This is a genomic window from Microbacterium sp. DWRC1-3, from assembly GCF_049896645.1.
GTDB classification, from domain to species: domain Bacteria; phylum Actinomycetota; class Actinomycetes; order Actinomycetales; family Microbacteriaceae; genus Microbacterium; species Microbacterium maritypicum.
Genome location: NZ_JAFCUS010000001.1, coordinates 1,409,297 through 1,426,757, shown reverse-complemented (window position 1 = coordinate 1,426,757; position 17,461 = coordinate 1,409,297). Strand labels below are relative to the sequence as shown.

20 protein-coding genes and 1 tRNA gene are annotated in these 17,461 nt (G+C 68.8%); 8 read left to right on the top strand and 13 right to left on the bottom strand.

The features are described 5' to 3' along the window. Window positions 1-8: 8 nt before the first annotated feature. Genes ACP699_RS06730 through idi form a run of 7 tightly spaced genes read right to left on the bottom strand, consistent with a single transcriptional unit; the run spans window position 9 to window position 5,691 of the window. Window positions 9-902, bottom strand: coding sequence for a prenyltransferase (locus tag ACP699_RS06730; RefSeq protein ID WP_055865149.1), 894 nt, complete (start codon window positions 900-902; stop codon window positions 9-11). After that, on the bottom strand, window positions 899-1,243 hold the full coding sequence (locus tag ACP699_RS06725; protein ID WP_055873840.1) for a lycopene cyclase domain-containing protein: 345 nt from the start codon (window positions 1,241-1,243) through the stop codon (window positions 899-901). Before ACP699_RS06725 ends, ACP699_RS06730 begins: the two co-directional genes overlap by 4 nt. Beyond that, complete coding sequence (locus ACP699_RS06720) at window positions 1,240-1,581, bottom strand: lycopene cyclase domain-containing protein (RefSeq protein ID WP_055873837.1); 342 nt, start codon at window positions 1,579-1,581, stop codon at window positions 1,240-1,242. The genes ACP699_RS06725 and ACP699_RS06720 overlap by 4 nt, the downstream gene beginning before the upstream one ends. Then, window positions 1,581-3,182 carry a phytoene desaturase family protein gene (gene crtI / locus ACP699_RS06715; RefSeq protein ID WP_426170180.1) on the bottom strand — a complete coding sequence of 534 codons (1,602 nt, stop codon included), beginning with the start codon at window positions 3,180-3,182 and terminating at the stop codon, window positions 1,581-1,583. The genes ACP699_RS06720 and crtI overlap by 1 nt, the downstream gene beginning before the upstream one ends. After that, on the bottom strand, window positions 3,179-4,087 hold the full coding sequence (locus ACP699_RS06710; RefSeq protein WP_055865136.1) for a phytoene/squalene synthase family protein: 909 nt from the start codon (window positions 4,085-4,087) through the stop codon (window positions 3,179-3,181). Before ACP699_RS06710 ends, crtI begins: the two co-directional genes overlap by 4 nt. Continuing rightward, a complete protein-coding gene (locus ACP699_RS06705; RefSeq protein WP_426170177.1) occupies window positions 4,084-5,166 on the bottom strand; it encodes a polyprenyl synthetase family protein in 1,083 nt (360 codons plus the stop codon). The genes ACP699_RS06710 and ACP699_RS06705 overlap by 4 nt, the downstream gene beginning before the upstream one ends. A 3-nt stretch (window positions 5,167-5,169) precedes the next feature. Next, window positions 5,170-5,691, bottom strand: a complete 522-nt coding sequence (gene idi / locus ACP699_RS06700) for an isopentenyl-diphosphate Delta-isomerase (RefSeq protein WP_055865130.1) — start codon at window positions 5,689-5,691, stop codon at window positions 5,170-5,172. Window positions 5,692-5,779: 88 nt separating this feature from the next. On the opposite strand from idi, the gene ACP699_RS06695 reads away from it, so the two are divergent. Continuing rightward, window positions 5,780-6,427, top strand: coding sequence for a MarR family winged helix-turn-helix transcriptional regulator (locus ACP699_RS06695; protein WP_081603847.1), 648 nt, complete (start codon window positions 5,780-5,782; stop codon window positions 6,425-6,427). 48 nt (window positions 6,428-6,475) lie between these two features. Here the strand turns inward: ACP699_RS06695 and ACP699_RS06690 are convergent, their stop codons facing one another. The 3 genes from ACP699_RS06690 to ACP699_RS06680 all read right to left on the bottom strand — a co-directional run bounded on the left by ACP699_RS06690 (window position 6,476) and on the right by ACP699_RS06680 (window position 8,410). Further along, window positions 6,476-6,820: a histone-like nucleoid-structuring protein Lsr2 gene (locus ACP699_RS06690; RefSeq protein ID WP_031205549.1), complete on the bottom strand. Its 345-nt coding sequence runs from the start codon at window positions 6,818-6,820 to the stop codon at window positions 6,476-6,478. A 94-nt stretch (window positions 6,821-6,914) separates the two neighbouring features. After that, complete coding sequence (locus tag ACP699_RS06685) at window positions 6,915-7,772, bottom strand: LuxR C-terminal-related transcriptional regulator (protein ID WP_426170172.1); 858 nt, start codon at window positions 7,770-7,772, stop codon at window positions 6,915-6,917. Window positions 7,773-7,882: 110 nt separating this feature from the next. Continuing rightward, window positions 7,883-8,410: a methylated-DNA--[protein]-cysteine S-methyltransferase gene (locus ACP699_RS06680; protein ID WP_426170169.1), complete on the bottom strand. Its 528-nt coding sequence runs from the start codon at window positions 8,408-8,410 to the stop codon at window positions 7,883-7,885. Window positions 8,411-8,588: 178 nt separating this feature from the next. Here ACP699_RS06680 and ACP699_RS06675 point away from each other — a divergent pair, with 178 nt between their 5' ends. After that, window positions 8,589-12,308 carry an ATP-binding protein gene (locus ACP699_RS06675; RefSeq protein ID WP_055865124.1) on the top strand — a complete coding sequence of 1,240 codons (3,720 nt, stop codon included), beginning with the start codon at window positions 8,589-8,591 and terminating at the stop codon, window positions 12,306-12,308. Beyond that, the gene (locus tag ACP699_RS06670) at window positions 12,301-12,507 is read left to right on the top strand and encodes a hypothetical protein (RefSeq protein ID WP_017828903.1); all 207 of its coding nucleotides are present in this window, start codon (window positions 12,301-12,303) and stop codon (window positions 12,505-12,507) included. Before ACP699_RS06675 ends, ACP699_RS06670 begins: the two co-directional genes overlap by 8 nt. Before the next feature lie 87 nt (window positions 12,508-12,594). Here the strand turns inward: ACP699_RS06670 and mscL are convergent, their stop codons facing one another. Genes mscL through ACP699_RS06655 form a run of 3 tightly spaced genes read right to left on the bottom strand, consistent with a single transcriptional unit; the run spans window position 12,595 to window position 13,925 of the window. Next, window positions 12,595-13,017, bottom strand: coding sequence for a large conductance mechanosensitive channel protein MscL (mscL, locus tag ACP699_RS06665; RefSeq protein ID WP_426170164.1), 423 nt, complete (start codon window positions 13,015-13,017; stop codon window positions 12,595-12,597). A 24-nt stretch (window positions 13,018-13,041) separates the two neighbouring features. Continuing rightward, complete coding sequence (locus tag ACP699_RS06660) at window positions 13,042-13,314, bottom strand: FmdB family zinc ribbon protein (RefSeq protein WP_017828901.1); 273 nt, start codon at window positions 13,312-13,314, stop codon at window positions 13,042-13,044. Between the two features lie 14 nt (window positions 13,315-13,328). Then, entirely contained in the window at window positions 13,329-13,925 is a 597-nt protein-coding gene (locus ACP699_RS06655) for a 5-formyltetrahydrofolate cyclo-ligase (protein ID WP_426170160.1), read from the bottom strand. Window positions 13,926-13,966: 41 nt separating this feature from the next. Here ACP699_RS06655 and galU point away from each other — a divergent pair, with 41 nt between their 5' ends. From galU to ACP699_RS06630, 5 genes are all read left to right on the top strand, one after another. Further along, the gene (gene galU / locus ACP699_RS06650; RefSeq protein WP_031205546.1) at window positions 13,967-14,854 is read left to right on the top strand and encodes a UTP--glucose-1-phosphate uridylyltransferase GalU; all 888 of its coding nucleotides are present in this window, start codon (window positions 13,967-13,969) and stop codon (window positions 14,852-14,854) included. A gap of 43 nt (window positions 14,855-14,897) precedes the next feature. Further along, window positions 14,898-15,509 carry a GNAT family N-acetyltransferase gene (locus tag ACP699_RS06645; protein WP_127482785.1) on the top strand — a complete coding sequence of 204 codons (612 nt, stop codon included), beginning with the start codon at window positions 14,898-14,900 and terminating at the stop codon, window positions 15,507-15,509. Window positions 15,510-15,602: 93 nt separating this feature from the next. After that, on the top strand, window positions 15,603-16,448 hold the full coding sequence (locus ACP699_RS06640) for a hypothetical protein (protein WP_017828897.1): 846 nt from the start codon (window positions 15,603-15,605) through the stop codon (window positions 16,446-16,448). Window positions 16,449-16,500: 52 nt separating this feature from the next. Further along, a tRNA-Ala gene (locus ACP699_RS06635) sits at window positions 16,501-16,573 on the top strand. Window positions 16,574-16,716: 143 nt separating this feature from the next. Next, window positions 16,717-17,430, top strand: a complete 714-nt coding sequence (locus ACP699_RS06630) for a GntR family transcriptional regulator (protein ID WP_426170154.1) — start codon at window positions 16,717-16,719, stop codon at window positions 17,428-17,430. The last annotated feature ends 31 nt before the right edge of the window (window positions 17,431-17,461 follow it).

Genomic DNA, 17,461 nt, shown 5'->3' with positions numbered 1-17,461 from the left:
GCTGCGGGTCAGGAGATCCACGCGAGGATGAGGATCATCGTGGCGAGGAAACCGGCGAAGTAGTTCAGGGCGATGAAACGTCGCCAGGCGCGGTTCGTGGAGCCGGAGGTCTCATCGGTCACGTTCCACCACCGAGCCGCGTTCACGACGTAGGGCAGAGCCAGGGCCGCGGCGAGCGGGCCCGGCCAGGGCGTCAGCAGCATGGCTGCGCCGGCGATCACCCACAGGGAGAGCGACAGGCGTACGGTCGCGCGCGCTCCGATGACGGTGGCGATCGACGAGATCCCGGCCTCCCGATCGGGCCCGATGTCCTGCACGGCGCCGAAGGCGTGTGCGGCCATGCCCCAGAGGAAGAAGGCGCTGAGCGTGATGACCGTCGCGGCGGTCGCCGGCGCCCCGGCGAGGGCGAGGCCGACGATGGCAGGACTCACGAAGTGCGTGCTCGAGGTGATGGAATCGAGGAACGGGCGCTCTTTGAAGCGCAGGACGGGGGCGGAGTAGGCGATCACGGCGAACACGCTGACCGCCAGCCAGAGCCAGGACGCCGGATTCCCGACGATCACGAGGTAGACGAGGAAGGGGATGTTCGTCACCGCCGCCGCCCAGAGCGTCGTCCGGTGCATGCGGGGTGCGAGGAGGGCCCCCTCGATCCCGCCTTTGCGGGGGTTCGCGAGGTCGGAGGCGTAGTCGAAGACGTCGTTGATCCCGTACATCGCGAGGTTGTAGGGGATGAGGAAGTACAGCGTGCCGATCACCAGCGTCAGATCGATCTCGCGTGTGCTGAGCAGATACGCGGCGGCGAACGGGAAGGCCGTGTTGATCCAGCTGATCGGACGCGACGACAGCACGATCTGGGCGATGTCGCGTCCGATGCTGTTCGACGGGGCTGCGGCAGTGCTCATCGTCGTTCCTCCTGTTCGAGCGTTCGACGATCCTGCACTCGCCGCCGGGCGCGCATCGCCGTCCACAGGGCCGGAAGGAGCAGCGCGCCCGCCAGGGGGTACGCGAAGTCCTCGATGGGAGCCAGTCCGATGTGCACCCCGAGCAGCGGGTCCTGCGCGTAGTGGAAGAGGCCGCTTGCGATCATCGCGGTGTCGAAGGCCGCGGTGAGCAGGAACAGCACGATCACGGTCAGCACGACGGCGAGCGGTCGCGGGCCCTTTCCGCGGGATGCGAACGCGAGCCCGATGCCGCCGAGGACGGCGACGGCGACGAAGCACGCGGAGAGCTGGATATAGGTCATGACCCGCCGCCTTCCGCCTGCTTGCGGCGCCGTGTCAGCACCCGTTCTGCTCCGGTGTAGATGATCATGGTGCACACCACGAGGAACAGCAGGAAGATCGGTTCCTCGAGGGGCAGCTCCGGCGCGAGCACCAATCCCGTCGCGATCATGCCGTCGCCCCGGAAGAAGATCCCGTTGGCGATGCCGGCGACATCCCAGATCAGGAAGAAGACGAGACCGACGGCCGTCACCACCGCAGCCGATACCGCATCGCGCCAGAAGAAGAGTCGAAATCGCCAGTCCAGCAGCAGCATGCAGCCCAGCGACAGGAGAAGGGCCGCCAGGTACACCACGCCCATCAGGACGCCTCTGTCCCCGCAGGTGAGGTGCGGGGGACGGGGAGCGGACCGGGGGAGTGATCGCCGCGGATGCGCTTGAGGACGATCTCCGCACTGATCAGGCACATCGGGACACCGACACCCGGCGCGGTGGTGGCACCCGCGTAGAACAGACCCTGCACGCGCTTCGACGTGTTCTGAGCACGGAACATCGCGCTCTGCGAGAGGATGTGCGCGGGCCCCAGCATGCCGCCGTGCCAGGAGTGGTAGTCGTCGCGGAAGTCGGCGGGACCCTTCGTCTCGCGCACCACGATGCGGTCGCGGAGATCGGGGATCCCGGCCCAGGTCGCGACCTGATCGATCGCCGCGTCCGCTGCGCGTTCGATCGCGGGTGATCCCTCTCCGTCGGGTCCACCGTGTCCGAGATCGACGTCCGCGGGTACCGGGATCAACACGAACAGGTTCTCGTGATCGGCGGGCGCGACCTCGGGGTCCGTGGCACTGGGGCGGCACACGTAGATCGACGCCGGGTCCGGCACGGTCGGGGAGGCCCCGAAGATCGCGTCGAAGTTCGCGTCCCAGTCGTCGGTGAAGAACAGGGAGTGGTGCGGGAGCTCGGGGAGCGCGCCGCGCACGCCGAGCATCACGAGCACGCCGCCCGGTCCGCTGGTGCGTCGCGCCCACCACGACTCGGGGTAGGTCTGCAGCGAGGGCGGGAGCAGAGTGGTCTCGGTGTGGTGCAGGTCGGCCGCGGAGACCACCACATCGGCGCTCTCGAAGTGCGAGGAACCGGCGCCGTCGACCCAGCCGACACCCGTCACCCGGGTGCCGTCGGCGCCGTCCTGCGTGCGGATTCCGGTGACGTTCGCCTCGGTGATGATCCGTACCCCCGCGTCGAGGGCCAGCGCTTCGATCCGCTCGATCACACGCCAGAAACCGCCCTGCGGATAGCTGACGCCCTGGTCGAGATCGAGCGCGCTCATGAGGTGGTACATCGCCGGCGCGCTTCGGGGGTCGGTTCCGAGGAACACCGCGGGGTAGCCGAGGATCTGGCGCACCACGGGGTGCGTGAAGCGTCGGGCAGCGAAGGACTGCAGCCGCGTTCCGAGCAGGGTGGCGAGGCGAGGCAGCGCCCGGAGCACCTCCGGTGTGAGGAGCGAGCGCATGCGGGTGAACGGGTTGTAGAGGAAGTACTTCTGCGCCATCGCTCCGGCATGCTGCGCGGAGTCGAGGTAGGAGTCGAGCTCCGCTGTGGAGCCGGGCTCCAGTTCTTCGAAGAGCCGGGTGACCTGCTCGCGTCCGGCGGGCACCGTCACGGGGGAGCGGTCGGCATCCGTCGCGTCCGGGGCGCGGAACACCCGGTAGCCGGGGTCGAGGCGGATGAGGTCGAGCTGCTCCGCGGTCGAGGTGCCCATCATCGCGAAGAAGTGGTCGAAGACCTCGGGCATGAGGTACCACGAGGGGCCGGAGTCGAAGCGGAAGCCGTCGCGCTCGATCGTCCCCGCGCGTCCGCCGACGCGGTCGTTCTTCTCGAGCACGACCACCTCGTGCCCGTCCCGAGCGAGCAGGCCCGCTGTCGCGAGACCGGCGACTCCTGCACCGATGACCACGACCCGGCTCATCGGTCGCGCTCCATCGCGGTGGTGAGGACGGCGCGGGTGGCGAGTGCGGCCTTGATCGGATCGGGAACGCGCACGCGGCGTCGGTAGAGGACGTCGGCAGGTGTCTGGGACACACGTCGGGTGAGCGCGGCGAACAGAGCCAGGGCGCTGCGCACCGCCGCACGGGCGTCCTTCGGCAGCAGCGGGATCGTGTCGCGGGCGTCGGACAGCTGCCGGAACACGGTCGCAACCCATGCGTCGCGATCGGCATCCGTCAGACGCGCGGTCCCACCGAGGTAGCCGCGGTGGAGTCGGTCGGTGTCGTCTGCGAGGTCTCGGAGGAAGTTCACGTTCTGGAACGCCGCACCGAGCTGGCGTGCACCGTGGCGCAGGGTCTCGAGCTCTTCGGGCGTGCGCTCGACCCCGCGCAGGAAGACCTGCAGACACATGAGACCCACGACCTCGGCGGAGCCGTAGACGTACGCCGCATGGGCGTCGATGTCGTAGGCGGCGAAGCCGGCGTCCTCCTCGATGTCCGCGCGCATCGAATCGAAGAACGGCTGTGTCAGGTCCTCGCCGATCCCGCACTCCCGTGCGGTACGCGCGAACGCATGCAGGATCAGGTCGCTGCTGTAGCCGCTGCGCATCGATCGATGAGTCTCGGCGATGTAGGAATCGAGGGCGGCCGATTGCGCGGCGACGTCCAGCCCTGCCTCGGCGGCCACGCCGTCGACGATCTCATCGGCGATGCGCACCATGGCATAGATGTTGCGCACGTGCTGGCGATGGCGCTTTCCGAGAAGACGGGTGGCGAGCCCGAACGACGTCGAATAGGTGCGGATCACATCGGTCGTCGCGATCTCCGCCGTGCGGTTGAAGCGACGAAGGGCGGTGTCGTCCCTGTGGCCGGCCGAGTTCGCGGTCATCGGCTGCGGCTTCCGACTCGGGACGCGAGTGCGCGGATGGCATCCCCGGCCGCTGCCGGGAGCAGCCCGGCGGCCTCCGCCTCGCGCAGTGCGGCGTCCGCCGACTCGAGGTGCTCCCGCACCAGGCCTCGCACGAAGCTCTCCGAGCCGCATTCGCGTAGCCGATCGCGGGCAGCTGCTCCGTCCGTGGGGCTGAGGTCGGCTCTACCGAAGTGCAGCTCGATCCCGTCCCACTGGCTGGTCATGCGCGCGTAGGCGATGATCGCGGTCTCCTTGCCCTCCCGCAGATCGGAGAACGGGTCCTTGCCGTGCTCATCGGGGTCGCCGAACACGGAGAGCAGATCGTCCTGCAGCTGATAGGCGAGTCCGAGGTGCCGGCCGATCACGGCGAGGTGATCTTCTGCCGCGGTCGACGAGCCGACGAGCACCGCGGCCGCCCGCAGCGGGAGCACGAAGGAGTACGTCGAGGTCTTGTACGCGCTCGTGGAGAGTATCGTCCGCAGATCGGGGGTGATGATGCCGTCGCTGAGTGCCACATCGGCGTGCTCACCGGCGACGGTCTCGAAGATCGTCTCCTCGAGCAGGCCGAGCAGACGCTCGCGGGTCTCGTCCGTGACGCCCGCCCGCGCGAATCCCAGCACCGCCGACGACAGCAGCAGGTCTCCGAGGAGGATCGCGCTCGAGCGCGCCCAGTGGAGGGCGGGTTCGGTCGGGCCCGCCGGGCGTCCTGCGACGAGCGCACCGATCAGATTGGGGCGCCGCCGCCGCATCAGATCGCCGTCGATGACGTCGTCGTGCAGGAGGAAGGCGAAGTGGAGGAGCTCGACATGGGCCGCGACATCGATGGCGGAGCGCATCTCGTCGGCGGTCAGAGGGGCGGGTGCCAAAGCACGCGCGAGGTCCAGGAGCAGACGCGGGCGGATGAGCTTTCCGCCGAGAGCGTGCTCCTCAGCCGCCTGCCACAGTCCGACGAACTCGCTCCCGTACCGTGCGGCGGCGGCGCTCCGCTCGGAGAAGCGGTGTCGCAGGGCCTGCTCGATCCGTGTCCCCAGCGATTCTTCCGTCGTCGTCGTGCTCATCTCTCACACCTCGCCGAGCCGCCGCAGCAGCGGGAGCTGCTCGACCAGCCAGGGACTGAAGGCGAAGGGCGCATGCGTGACGGCCTCGACGAGCGGACCGACGGCGACCCACGTCCATTCGGACACCTCGTCGGGGTTGGCGGCGGGTTCGCCGTCGAAGACCGCGACGTGCACGGGGCAGATCTCGTTCTCGACGATTCCGCTGGCATCCACCGCGCGGTAGCGGTAATCGGGGAGGATCATCCGGATCTCGGAGAGCTGCAGGCCGAGCTCGCCGGCGCCGTGTCGACGCACGGCATCGGACATCGCCTCGTCGGGCCGAGGATGCCCGCAGAAGCTGTTCGTCCAGACGCCGGGCCAGGTCTTCTTCGAGAGTGCTCGGCGCGTCAGCAGCAGTCGTCCTTCGCGGTCGAGGACGTAGCACGAGAAGGCGAGGTGCAGGGGAGTGTCGTGGGTATGGACTTCGCTCTTGGGAAGGGTGCCGATGGCTGTCCCGTCTTCCGCGAGGAGGGTCACGTCGTCCATGGCATCTCCCTGTTCTGAGGCTTCTCCATTTAGCTAACTTGGTGAGTAGTCAACTTAGCATGAAACTGTTGGTGTGTAACATGATCGCATGGACACGGAGCCCGGCACCACCCCGCACGCGGGCGCGCAGGATTCGCTCCCCGTCGCAGGCGAAGGATCGCGGTCATCCGGGGCGGCCCCGGACGGGTTGACCCATTCGGCCATCTACGACGTCGAGGCGAGCGATCCTCGCAGTGTCCTGATCGACCGGACCGGCGTCTCGCCGGAGGAGCTCAAGCAGATCTCGAGGGTCATGGAGGCGCTCGCCGGACTGCGCGAGGCGGAGCAGACGCTCTCCCAGGCATCGCGTCGATACATGCGCCTGAACGAGACCGACATGCGCGCGCTGCACTACCTGATCGTGTGCGCGAACCGGAACCTGGTGGCGACGCCCGGAGGGATCGCGCATCACCTGGGGGTCTCGACCGCGGCGACGACCAAGCTTCTCGACCGTCTGGAACAGGGAGGGCACATCACGCGTGCCCCGCACCCGACGGATCGCAGGGCGCTGCAGATCAACATCACCGCGCAGACGCGTCATGCCGCGATGGAAACCGTCGGACGGCAGCAGGCGAAGCGCTTCTATTCTGCCGCCCGACTCGCGCCTGCCGAAAGGGAAGTCGTGATCCGATTCCTCATGGATATGACAGAAGAGATCACGCTCCGCGACGAACCCTGGTTGCAGGGAGGCGCTTAATACCCGCCTGCCGGTGCAGGCGGAAGTGCTGCTTAATTGCGACCGAGGTCAGTGTGCGGCGTTGTATGCGTCCACGACCTGTGCGGGAATGCGACCGCGCTCGGAGAGCTTGTGCCCATTCTCGTTCGCCCAGGCGCGGATGGCTGCGACCTCGGGGTTGCGCGCGGGCCGCTTCCGAGCCGCGGAGGTGCGAGGAGCGCTCGAGGAGCCGGCCTTTCGCCCCGCAGTCACGTAAGGCTCGAGGGCCTTGCGCAATTCATCGGCGTGCGCGGAGTTCAAGTCGATCTCATAAGCGGCGCCGTTGAGCGAGAAATGTACAGTCTCGCCCTCGCCGACCTCCAGGACGCTGCCATCGATGTCGTCTACCAGCTGATGCACAATTCGTCTTGCCATACGGGGACTTTACCCGTCAGGACGAAATGCGACAAGTCGGAACAATCATTAGCGCAATGGAATTCACGCGAAGCAATAAATCAATTCCCTGTGGTCAGGGAAGAAGTCCCGCACGCCGCGCTCTGGTGACAGCCGCATGACGCGTGGAAGCATCGAGCTTCGACATCGCGGTTCCGAGGTACGCCTTGATCGTGCCTTCGCGCAGGCCGAGCTGCGCGGCGATCTCCGCGTTCGTCGAACCGAGCGCCGCGCACGCGAGCACATCGGTCTCGCGGGGGGAGAGGCGGACCGTGGGGATGGGGCCTGTCGCCGGCGCGGATGTGCTTCCCGCGAGCGTCATGAGTCGGCGTTCGATCCGCGCGATCCTCGCGCGGATATCGACGTCGTCGACAGAGGCGGCGATGCTGCGAAGTTCTGCGAAGCTCTGACGCAGTTCCTCCCGGTGCGCCGGTGCCACGCTGTCGACGCCGAGGGGCGCCTCCCGCATCCGTCGCTGCACCTCGTCACGGATGCGCAGTTCGTCGGCGACGGACTGCGCGACCTGCATAGCGGGAGCGGTGGTCACCCCGCCGACCCGCTCCTCATCCCAGCCTCCTGCGTAGAGCACGCCGCGAGAACGACCCTGGACGACGATCGGAAGGGCGAGAAGAGTGCGCAGTCCCTCACCCAGCACGAAGACGTCGTAGTCGTGCGTGATCTGCTGCGAAGACCCGTAGTCGCTCGTCATCCTGGGGCGCAGTTCCATCATCGCCCGTCCGCCGAGTCCACGTTCCGGCCGCACGCGCAGACCGTCCAGCGATCGGGTGCGCGCACCGACGATGCTGGTGACGCTCACGACGCCTTCTTCGATGAGGCCGCCGAAAGCGACCGGGAAGCGCGTGCGCCTGGCAAGCTCGCGCACCGCATTGGCGATGAGATCCGCCTCGGATTCGCGGGTGACGGGTGAGGACACGACTACCTACTTCCGGGGTGACGACGCAGTTCCCCGTTTCGTAGCGTCGACGATATCACTCACGTCGAGATGCGCGTGGGCCCGGCGGCCTACACGCCGGGCCCACGAGATCAGCGGCCGGCGGCTCCGCTCGCCTCGAGGTCGAGCAGGAACCGCTTGCGTTCGGGGTGCGCTCCGTACTGACCAGCGCTCCCGTCGGAGCGCACGACGCGATGCACCGGCACGATGATCGAGAACGGGGTGATGCGGCACGCGGTGCCCACGGCGCGCGCCGCACCGGGGTGCCCGGCGAGCACCGCGACCTCTCCGTAGTTCATCGTCTCTCCCCACTCGATGTCGCAGATCGTCTGCAGCGCGGTCAGGGCGAATCCGTCGACGAGTCGCCAGTCGAGCCGGATGTGCTCCTCGAAGCGCACCGGTTCGCCGTCGAAGTACTCGGCGAGCAGGTGTGCGAGCTCGTCGGCGGCACCGGGGTCGGGCTCGGGCACCGCGCTCAGCTGCCGGGAGACGCCTTCGAGCAGCCAGGGCACGCGCGGGTCTTCGGATTCGGAGAGGTCGAAGCGCACGATGCCCTCGTCGGAGAACACCGCGAGAGCATCGCCGAACGGTGTCGGCGCGAAGTCGTAGCGGAAGGTCATGCCCCCATCCTGACCGCCCGATCCGACTCGGAGTCCTGCGCCGGCCGCTCCGGGTGGAGAACGCGAGCGGCGACCAGACCGGGCAGGAGGAGTGCAGGTTGCCTCTCGGACGGCGGAATTCGGCGGAAACCCGCCCGGGATACCGCGCCTCCGCGGGTCACGCGCCTAGGGTGTCAGTGTGTGGCGACGTGAAGACAAGTCTGCGGACGACACAGCGGTGGACCCTGCTGTGCCGATCGGCGACCTGCACGGGACCACGACGGGCATCGACATCGCGCACGCGGCCGAGGCCGAGCGCACGCGTCTGAGGGCCGAAGCTGCCGATCTCGGCGGCCCCTCGCCGCTGGTCAGCTTCCGCGACACCCCGGAGTCCGGCATCGACATCTCCAAGGCGCACCCGGGCAGCCTGCCGCAGTTCATCACCGGGAAGTCGACGCTGCTGTCGAACCTCTTCCGTGATGAGGTCGGACTGCGCACGGCACGACTGGCCGCGGAGCGGATCACGGCGAAGAACACCGAGCTGCGCACGGTCCGAGGCATCGAAGCGGTGCATCTCGCCGTGGGCGTCGCACGGTGGCGCATCGGCGGCGCAGGTTTCGCCGCCCCCGTGCTGCTGCGCCCGCTGGCCATCCGCCGCCACCACTCCGATTTCGAGTTGAAGCTCCAGGGAACCTTCGAGGTGAACCCGGAACTCGTGCGGATCGCGCGCGACCACTTCGGCCTCACGATCGATGCCGTAGCCCTCGCCGCGCTGGCCTACGACGGCGGCATCTTCAAACCGCAGCCCGTGATCGACAGCCTGCGCGCGCTGACGCGCTCGATCGACACCTTCTCGGTCGAGCCGCGCCTGGTCGTCTCGACGTTCGCCGATGTGTCCGGCGTGATGTCCCGCGACGGCGGCAGTCTCGACCATCAGGTGCTGAACGCGCTCGCCGGCCACGTGGGCGACCGCGAGCAGGTCACCGCCCCGCGCGCCACCCCTCATCACATCGGCCCGGACGATCGCGCTCCGGCATCCGACAACCTCCTCCTCGACGCCGACGCGGAGCAGGAGGCGGTGCTCGCCCGTATCGCTGCAGGGCACTCCCTCACCGTGGCCACTCTTCCGGGTACCGGGGGGACGCAGACCGTCATCAACGCGCTCGGGGAGCTGGTGCGCGGCGGCAAGCGGGTACTGGTCGTATCCGCCCGTCGCTCCACGCTGGACGGCGTGCGCCATCGACTCGCCGGGATCGGGCTCGACAGCCTGGCGATCTCGCCGGCGAGCGTGCGGCGCGACCTGGTCAGGGCGATCGGACGCAACGAGAAGGCCACGGCGCCCAAGGTCAGCGAGGTCGACGACGCGCTCGTGCGCCTGCGCACGGTCCTTCGCGACTACCGCCAGGCGCTCAGTGCGCCGGTGGCCGGGCTGAACGCCTCCGTGCTCGATGCGACCAGGCAGCTGACGCGGCTGGCATCGCTCCCGGTGCCGCCGTCGACCACGGCTCGGCTGGGACCCGATGCGCTGCGCCGTCTCGCCGCGGATCGCAGCGAAGCCGCCGAGGCTCTCGCGCAGGCCGCCCGTCTCGGAGAGTTCCGCTTCGGCCCGAACGATTCGCCCTGGTATGGGGTGACCTTCTCCAGCACCGAGGCGGCTCGTGCGGCTCATGAGCTCGCCGGTCGCCTGCACTCCGACAGCGTGCCGGCCCTCCTCGAGCGCGGCTACGAGCTGATCGCCCAGACGCACATGCGCCCGTTCGCGACCATCGACGAGCTGGGCGAGTACCTGCGGCTGCTGCAGGGCATCCGCGACTCCCTCGACCGCTTCAGCCCGACCGTGTTCGAGCGTCCGCTGGGTGAGCTCATCCAGGCGCACGGTTCGCGTCGCGACGCCCCTGGTCTGTCGGGTGCGAACAGGCGGCGGTTGCGGCGCTTGGCCAAGGAGTACGTGCGCCCCGGCGTGCATGTCACCGAGATGCACGAGGCGCTCCTACGGATCCAGGCGCAGCGCACGCAGTGGCAGCGCTTCGTCGAAGCCGGCGTCGCGCCGGAGATTCCCCTCGGTCTCGCCGATGTGTACGCGGCCTGGCAGCGGGTCGAGGCTGAACTCAGCGAGCTCGATGTCGCACTGGGGCGCCGCGAACCGTTGGCCTCGCTCCCGGTCGCGCGACTCGTCCGCACCCTTGCGGGGCTCGCTGCGAAGTCCGATGTCTTCGAGAACCTCGTCGAGCGCGCTCAGCTGCGCGATCGGCTCGCCCTTCTCGGGCTGGAGCCCCTGCTCGCCGAGCTCTCGGTGCGCCATGTCGCGGAGTCCCAGGTGGGGGAGGAGCTCGAATTCGCCTGGTGGCAGTCCCTCCTCGAGCGTGCCCTGCAGGACAACCGCGCGCTGCTCGGCGCGAACACCGCTGTCGTCGACCGCCTCGAACGGGACTTCCGCCTGGTCGATGAGGCCCATGCCGCGATGGCCGGACCGCTGCTCGCATGGCAGTTGGCCAACCAGTGGCGGATCGCGATCGTCGACGAACCTCAGCAGTCGCAGCACCTGCGCCGTGCGCTGACGCAGTCAGCGACCACGACCGCGCAGGTCGTCAGCGCCGCGCCCACCCTGGTCGATGTGCTCGCACCGGTCTGGATCTCGTCGCCGTACCTCGTCCCGGAGATTCCGGACTCCGTGGAGTTCGACACCGTGATCCTGGTCGACTCCGCAGCGATCAACCTCGCGGAGGCCGCCCCGGCGATCCGTCGCGCGCGCCAGATCGTCGCGTTCGGCGACCCGGTGACGCAGCGCCCCACTCCCTTCCGCATCGCGGTGGATCCTGAGGAGTCGTGGGAGCCCGAGGTGCCGTTCGACGACGTCTCGGCTTTCGAGCGTCTTTCCGAGCTCCTGCCGGTGATGACCCTGACCCGCAGCTATCGTGCCGGTGGTGAGGACCTCGCGGAACTGATCAACGACGCGTTCTACGGCGGCGAGATCGTCTCCCTTCCCTGGGCGGGTTCGTACCTCGGTCGTGGCAGCCTCACGGTCGACTACGTGGAGGGCGGGACGGGAACGCCCGATCCGATCTCCGGCGCGGTCGAGAGTCCGGATGCCGAGGTCGCCAGGGTCGTGACCCTCGTGGTCGAGCACGCCGTGCACCGTCCGGCTGAGTCCCTCATGGTCGTGACCGCGAGCGCCCGTCACGCCGAGCGCGTGCGCGCGGCCGTCACCTCGGCGTTCGCCGGACGCTCGGATGTGGCGGACTTCGTCGGGCGCGACACGGTCGAACCCTTCGCGGTGCTGACCCTCGAGGAGTCGGTCGCCGAGAGCCGCGACCGCGTGATCTTCTCGCTCGGGTTCGGGCTCACCAAGCACGGCCGCGTCCTGAGCGACTTCGGCGATCTCTCCACTCCGGACGGAGAGCGGCTTCTCACGGTCGGGATGACCAGGGCCCGCCGGTCGATGGTGCTCGTGTCGTCGATCCGCCCCTCGTCCTTCGACGACGGACGCCTGGAGCACGGAGCGGCGACCCTGATGTCGATCCTCGGCGGCCTGGCCGCGCGCAGCAGGGATGCCCGCCTGGAGGATCTCGCCGATCCGCTCACGCTCGCCCTCGCACGGGAGCTGCGGCGACTCGGAGCCTCGGTCGATGTCGACTATCGCGGGCTGCTCCCGCTGGTCGCGCAGCACGGCGGCAAGGCGGTCGTGATCGAGTCCGACCCGGAGTCGCGAGGAGAATCGCTGCGGGAGACCCTGCGTCTGCGACCGCATGTGCTGCGTCGCCTCGGGTGGCACTACGTGCGGGTGCACGCCTTCGATCTCTACAGCGACCCGGCGACCGTCGCGACGCGGATCGCCGCGGTGCTCGGCATCTCGGATTCCGCCCCGCGTGCCGAGAACGACACGCAGCCGATCGACATCGTCGACCCCCGGAATGACTGACGAGCCCGACACCCCCGAACCGCGCCAGCGCGTCGTGCGGGTATCCGGCTCCCGACGTGCGCGTCTCACGCCGGTGCCGGGAAGCGATCCCGAACCGGAGTCCGGCCCCGCCGAGGTGTCGCCTCCGCCGACACGGCCCAAGGGCGCCAGAGGGCCGAACGACGATCAGCTGATGCGGGACGTGCCGCCGCACTACTGAGCGTGAGTCTCCGTCTGCGCCCGCGGACGAGAAACGCACGGCCCCTCCGAAGAGGAACCGTGCGTCTCGTCGTGCGAGTGGAAGCTCTCAGGCCCCGCGCTGTGCCTTGAGCAGATCGCGGATCTCGACGAGCAGCTCGGACTCGGTCGATGCGGCCGGCTCCTCGTCAGGCTCCTCGGCCGGCGTGCCCTTGCGAGCCTCGACACGGGCCTTGAAGGTGTTCATCGGCAGCACGAAGACGAAGTAGACGACGGCGGCGACGGCGAGGAAGCTGATGATCGCCGAGATCAGGTCGCCGATCGGGAACGTCACCATCTCTCCGTAGATGTTCGGGACCTGGATGCCGAACTGGCCTGTCGCATCCGCCTTCAGGAAGAGTGCGATGAGCGGATTGATGATGCTGTTGACGACAGCCGTGACGATCGCGGTGAAAGCGGTGCCGATGACGACAGCGACGGCCAGGTCGATGACGTTGCCGCGCAGCAGGAAGTCCTTGAAACCTTTGAGCATGGGATCCCCCAACAGATCGGGGCCTCAGGAAGAGGCCGGAGTCGACGCAGCCGCCGGTTTGGCGCTCGTCGTCGATTCCGTCTTCGATGATGCCGAACCATCCTTCGAAGCCCCGGATTTCGCGCGCGAGTCCGTGCGATAGAAGCCGGAGCCGTTGAAGGTCACACCGATCGAGCCGTACTGCTTGCGCAGCGCGCCACCGCACTCGGGGCACACGGTGAGAGCGTCGTCGGCGAAGCTCTGCACGGCGTCGAAAGTGTGTCCGCACGCGGTGCAGGCATAGGCGTAGGTGGGCATGGGGGTCCTTGCGATCAGCGCCGGCGTGGCGACAGGGTGAGGGTCTGCGACGGGGTGACGACGCCGTTCACCGGCTGGTCGTGCACCTCTCGCGGAAGTTCGTCGAGTACCTCGGAATCATAGATCACGGCGTAGACGGGAGGGCACTTCTCCATCGAGCCGATCGTCTTGTCGAAGTAGCCGCGTCCCCACCCCATGCGCATGCCGGTGCGATCGACCGCCGCGGCGGGGACGATCATCAGGTCCACGTCGTCCACCGCGATCGGGCCCAGCACCTCGCCGGTGGGCTCCGGCAGGCCGAAGAGTCCCTCGGTGACCTCGTCGTCGTCTGTGGCGACAGCCCAGTCCAGCAACCCGTCGGCGCGGGTGACGGGCAGGAGCACGCGGATGCCGCGGCGCACGGCCCTGGTCACGAACTCGCGGGTGCCCGGCTCGGTGGTGGTGGAGAGGAAGCACGAGATGGATCTTGCGCCGAGCTCGTCGACCAGGGCGTCGAGGCGTTCGCCGATGGCCGTGGCCGCGGCTTCGCGCTGCGTGTCGGAGAGGAGCTGGCGTCGTTCGCGGAGTTCGGCGCGGAGTGCGCGCTTCGCATGTTCGACGTCGTTCGACATGGCTCCGAGTCTACGTCGGCGCTCACCACTAGGCTGGCAAGATGGCTGACCACAAGATCAAAGCCGTCATTCCCGCAGCAGGCCTGGGTACGAGATTCCTCCCTGCGACGAAGGCGATGCCGAAAGAGATGCTCCCCGTCGTCGACAAGCCGGCGATCCAGTACGTCGTCGAAGAGGCGGCCAACGCCGGCATCGACGACATCCTCGTCATCATCGGACGCAACAAGAACGCCATCTCCAACCACTTCGACTCCGTGCCGGAGCTCGAGGTCAGGCTCATGGAGAAGGGCGACACCGGGCGTCTCGAGCGTGTGATGAAGTCGAGCGACCTCGCCGACATCCACTTCGTGCGCCAGGGAGAGCCGAAGGGGCTCGGACACGCGGTCCTTCGTGCACGCACCCACGTCGGCGACAGCTCCTTCGCCGTGCTCCTCGGAGACGACCTCATCGACGAGCGCGACGCGCTGCTGACCGACATGATCGCCGAGCACGAGCGCTCCGGCGCCGCGGTGATCGCGCTCATGGAGGTCGACCCCGCCAACATCCACATGTACGGTGCAGCCGCGGTCGAGCCGCTCGAAGGATCCGACGCCGTCCGCGTCACCGGACTCGTCGAGAAGCCCGCCCAGGAAGACGCACCGTCGAACCTGGCCGTCATCGGCCGCTACGTGCTTCCGGCCTCGGTGTTCGACATCCTCGAGCACACCGAGCCGGGCAAGGGCGGCGAGATCCAGCTCACCGACGCGCTGCAGGTGCTCGCGACCGATCCCGACGGCCCCGGCGTCGTCGGCGTCATCTTCGGCGGACGCCGCTACGACACGGGCGACCGCGTCGACTACATCAAGGCGATCGTGCAGCTCGCGGCAGACCGGGACGACCTCGGTCCCGAGCTGCGCCCCTGGCTCAAGGAGTTCGCGGAACGCCTCTAGGCGACTCTGCGGGCGTCGGTGCGGCATGGATCTGGCGGCGGGAATGCGACACGGACCCATAGAACTGCGGCTCGTCCGTGCCAAGGATGCGAGACCGCTGCAGCATGAGCTGCTCGCCAACAGGTCGTGGCTCCAGCCGTGGGAGGCGACGGTCCCGTACGGCTCGGTGTCGTTCGACATGAGGCTCAGCATCCGACGGCTGCTCCAGCAGTATCGCGACGGCTCGGGCTACCCGTTCGTCATGGAGTACGACGGCGAGGTCGCCGGGCAGCTCAACGTGTGGGGAGTCTCGCGCGGGTCCCTGTGCTCGGCCACGATCGGGTACTGGGTGAGCGAGCGGTTCGCCGGTCGGGGGATCACCCCGACGGCGGTCGCGATGGCCACCGACGCGTGCTTCACCGAGTACGGGCTCCACCGGATGGAGATCTGCATCCGCCCGGAGAACGACGCGAGTCTGCGCATCGTGCAGAAGCTGGGGTTCCGCTACGAGGGACTGCGTCGTCGCTACATCCACATCGACGGCGACTGGCGCGACCACTACGCGTTCGCTCTGACCAGGGAAGACGTGCCCCAGGGTGTGCTCGCGCGCTGGCTCAGCGGCCAGGTGCCGCCCGATGCCGCGACGGTGCCGCCCTCGGACCGCATCTCGCACTGAAACGGGTGCTCCGGCGGCGGATCCGCACGGACTCGCCGCGACACGCGCCCGTGTGTACGGCGCTGCCCGCTCGCAACCCTTAGCGTGGACGGTATGGATGGGCCGGTGCTGAGCGGGGGAGTGATCGTACTCGTCTCCGTGCTGCTCTGGATGCTCTATCTGCTGCCTTCGTGGCGGGGCCGCTTCCAGTACAACGCCGCCGAACGCAATGCCGTGCGGCTGAACCAAGCCCTGCGCGTGCTCGCCGAGACGAGCGAGACCCCCGGTGAGGTGCGCTTCGAGTTGAATGCGCGCACCGCGCTCGCGCAGCAGAAGCTGGCCAAGCGCGTACAGTCCGAACGCGAGGCCGCCGAGCTCGAGGCGCTCCGTGAAGAACTCGCCGCCACCCGAGCCGATCCCGTGATCCGTCGTGCGCGCGCGCGTCGACGTGTGCGTGTCGCGGCGACCAGCACTCTCCTCGTCGGGCTCGTGCTCGCCGGCCTCGGTGTGTGGCAGCTGCTGGCCGCGGGAAGCGCGCTGCTGCTCTGGCTCGGCGGCGCCGCGATCGTCGTCGCCGGTGTCGCGCTGCAGCGCATGGCCGCCGTCGCCGGCCGGGTCGCGCGAGCGACGCACGTCGTCTCCGCTCCCGCCGCTCCTCGCGTCGCGCCGGAGCTGCACGATCAGGGACGGGCGACGTGGACGCCGCGGCCGCTGCCGGAGCCCCTGGTCTCGGTGGCGGGATCCCGCGCACAGGCCGCGCAGGCCCAGCTGGAGGCGCAGGAGCAGCGTCGCAAGGCAGCCAGGGTCGCTGCTCTGCGCGAGCGTGCCGAGCAGATGGCGCCCGAGGCCCCGGTGGCCCTGCCAGCGGCCTCGTCGCCGTATGCGCGGATGGGCTTCGTCGACGACGCCGAGATCGAAGCGCACGTGCGCGAGTTGCTCTCGCGCCGCGCCGCCGGATGACCGTCCGCGGCGCGAACAGCTTCTCCGTCGTGATAGCGTAGATGTCGTTCACGGGCCTATGGCGCAGTTGGTAGCGCGCCTCGTTCGCATCGAGGAGGTCAGGGGTTCGAATCCCCTTAGGTCCACCGAACACTGAAGCCCCCAGGCACATGCCCGGGGGCTTCAGTCATCTCCTGCGTGACGGCGCACGGGCGTTAGAGTGAGCTGTGCCGTCGCAACCCGGGAGCGTTCCGCTCGACAACGCCGTGATGCGCTCGCATGCGTTCCGATGAGTGAGGTGCTGGCCCGTCTGCGCGGGCAGATCCTCGATGGAACCTACGCCGGGGGAGCAGGACTTCCCAGCGAGATGGAGTTGGCCGCCCTCCACGGCGTCTCTCGACGCACGATCCGCACCGTGCTCGCCACCCTGGCGCGTCAGGGGCTGGTCGAGTCGCACCGGGGCTCCGGATGGTTCGTGCAGCCCAGCCAGCCGCAGGGATTCGACCGGATGCGGTCGTTCACGCAGTGGGCCCGCGGTCGCGGGCGCACACCCGGCGGTCTCATCGTGGCACGCGCGACGAGGAAGGCGACGGCGCGGGAGGCGCGTCTGCTGGCTATTCGGACGGATGCCGACGTCCTGACCTTCACCCGGGTCCGGACCCTCGACAAGCGTGCCGTGATGGTGGAGCGCTCGACCTGGGCGCCCTGGGTGGTGCCGCATGTGAGCGGCGTCCCCGATGATGTCGTCTCCACGACACGGGTGCTCGCGGATGCCGGAATCGTGGTGTCGTCGGGGAACCACAGGATCGAAGCGGTGGCCGCAGCCACCGAGGATGCGCGTCTGCTCGGGGTGCGCAGGTCCAGTCCGCTCCTGCAGGTGAGACGGGAGACCTTCGCATCGAACGGCCGCCCCGTCGAATGCGCCGAGGACCGCTACGTCCCGCACACGATCTCGTTCGAGGCGCAGGCCTTCGGCGCCGCCGCGCTTCCGGGCGAGGACTGAAGTCCGGGCTGACGGCACGCGCCCACTGTGC

Coding starts and splice junctions, on each gene's coding strand:
- ACP699_RS06670 (WP_017828903.1), top strand. CDS start 12,301: ATGACTGACGAGCCCGACACCCCCGAACCGCGCCAGCGCGTCGTGCGG.
- ACP699_RS06705 (WP_426170177.1), bottom strand. CDS start 5,166: ATGAGCACGACGACGACGGAAGAATCGCTGGGGACACGGATCGAGCAG.
- crtI (WP_426170180.1), bottom strand. CDS start 3,182: ATGAGCCGGGTCGTGGTCATCGGTGCAGGAGTCGCCGGTCTCGCGACA.
- ACP699_RS06680 (WP_426170169.1), bottom strand. CDS start 8,410: ATGACCTTCCGCTACGACTTCGCGCCGACACCGTTCGGCGATGCTCTC.
- idi (WP_055865130.1), bottom strand. CDS start 5,691: ATGGACGACGTGACCCTCCTCGCGGAAGACGGGACAGCCATCGGCACC.
- galU (WP_031205546.1), top strand. CDS start 13,967: ATGGCTGACCACAAGATCAAAGCCGTCATTCCCGCAGCAGGCCTGGGT.
- ACP699_RS06660 (WP_017828901.1), bottom strand. CDS start 13,314: ATGCCCACCTACGCCTATGCCTGCACCGCGTGCGGACACACTTTCGAC.
- ACP699_RS06720 (WP_055873837.1), bottom strand. CDS start 1,581: ATGGGCGTGGTGTACCTGGCGGCCCTTCTCCTGTCGCTGGGCTGCATG.
- ACP699_RS06690 (WP_031205549.1), bottom strand. CDS start 6,820: ATGGCAAGACGAATTGTGCATCAGCTGGTAGACGACATCGATGGCAGC.
- ACP699_RS06655 (WP_426170160.1), bottom strand. CDS start 13,925: ATGTCGAACGACGTCGAACATGCGAAGCGCGCACTCCGCGCCGAACTC.
- ACP699_RS06725 (WP_055873840.1), bottom strand. CDS start 1,243: ATGACCTATATCCAGCTCTCCGCGTGCTTCGTCGCCGTCGCCGTCCTC.
- ACP699_RS06630 (WP_426170154.1), top strand. CDS start 16,717: ATGAGTGAGGTGCTGGCCCGTCTGCGCGGGCAGATCCTCGATGGAACC.
- ACP699_RS06695 (WP_081603847.1), top strand. CDS start 5,780: ATGGACACGGAGCCCGGCACCACCCCGCACGCGGGCGCGCAGGATTCG.
- ACP699_RS06710 (WP_055865136.1), bottom strand. CDS start 4,087: ATGACCGCGAACTCGGCCGGCCACAGGGACGACACCGCCCTTCGTCGC.
- mscL (WP_426170164.1), bottom strand. CDS start 13,017: ATGCTCAAAGGTTTCAAGGACTTCCTGCTGCGCGGCAACGTCATCGAC.
- ACP699_RS06645 (WP_127482785.1), top strand. CDS start 14,898: ATGCGACACGGACCCATAGAACTGCGGCTCGTCCGTGCCAAGGATGCG.
- ACP699_RS06730 (WP_055865149.1), bottom strand. CDS start 902: ATGAGCACTGCCGCAGCCCCGTCGAACAGCATCGGACGCGACATCGCC.
- ACP699_RS06640 (WP_017828897.1), top strand. CDS start 15,603: ATGGATGGGCCGGTGCTGAGCGGGGGAGTGATCGTACTCGTCTCCGTG.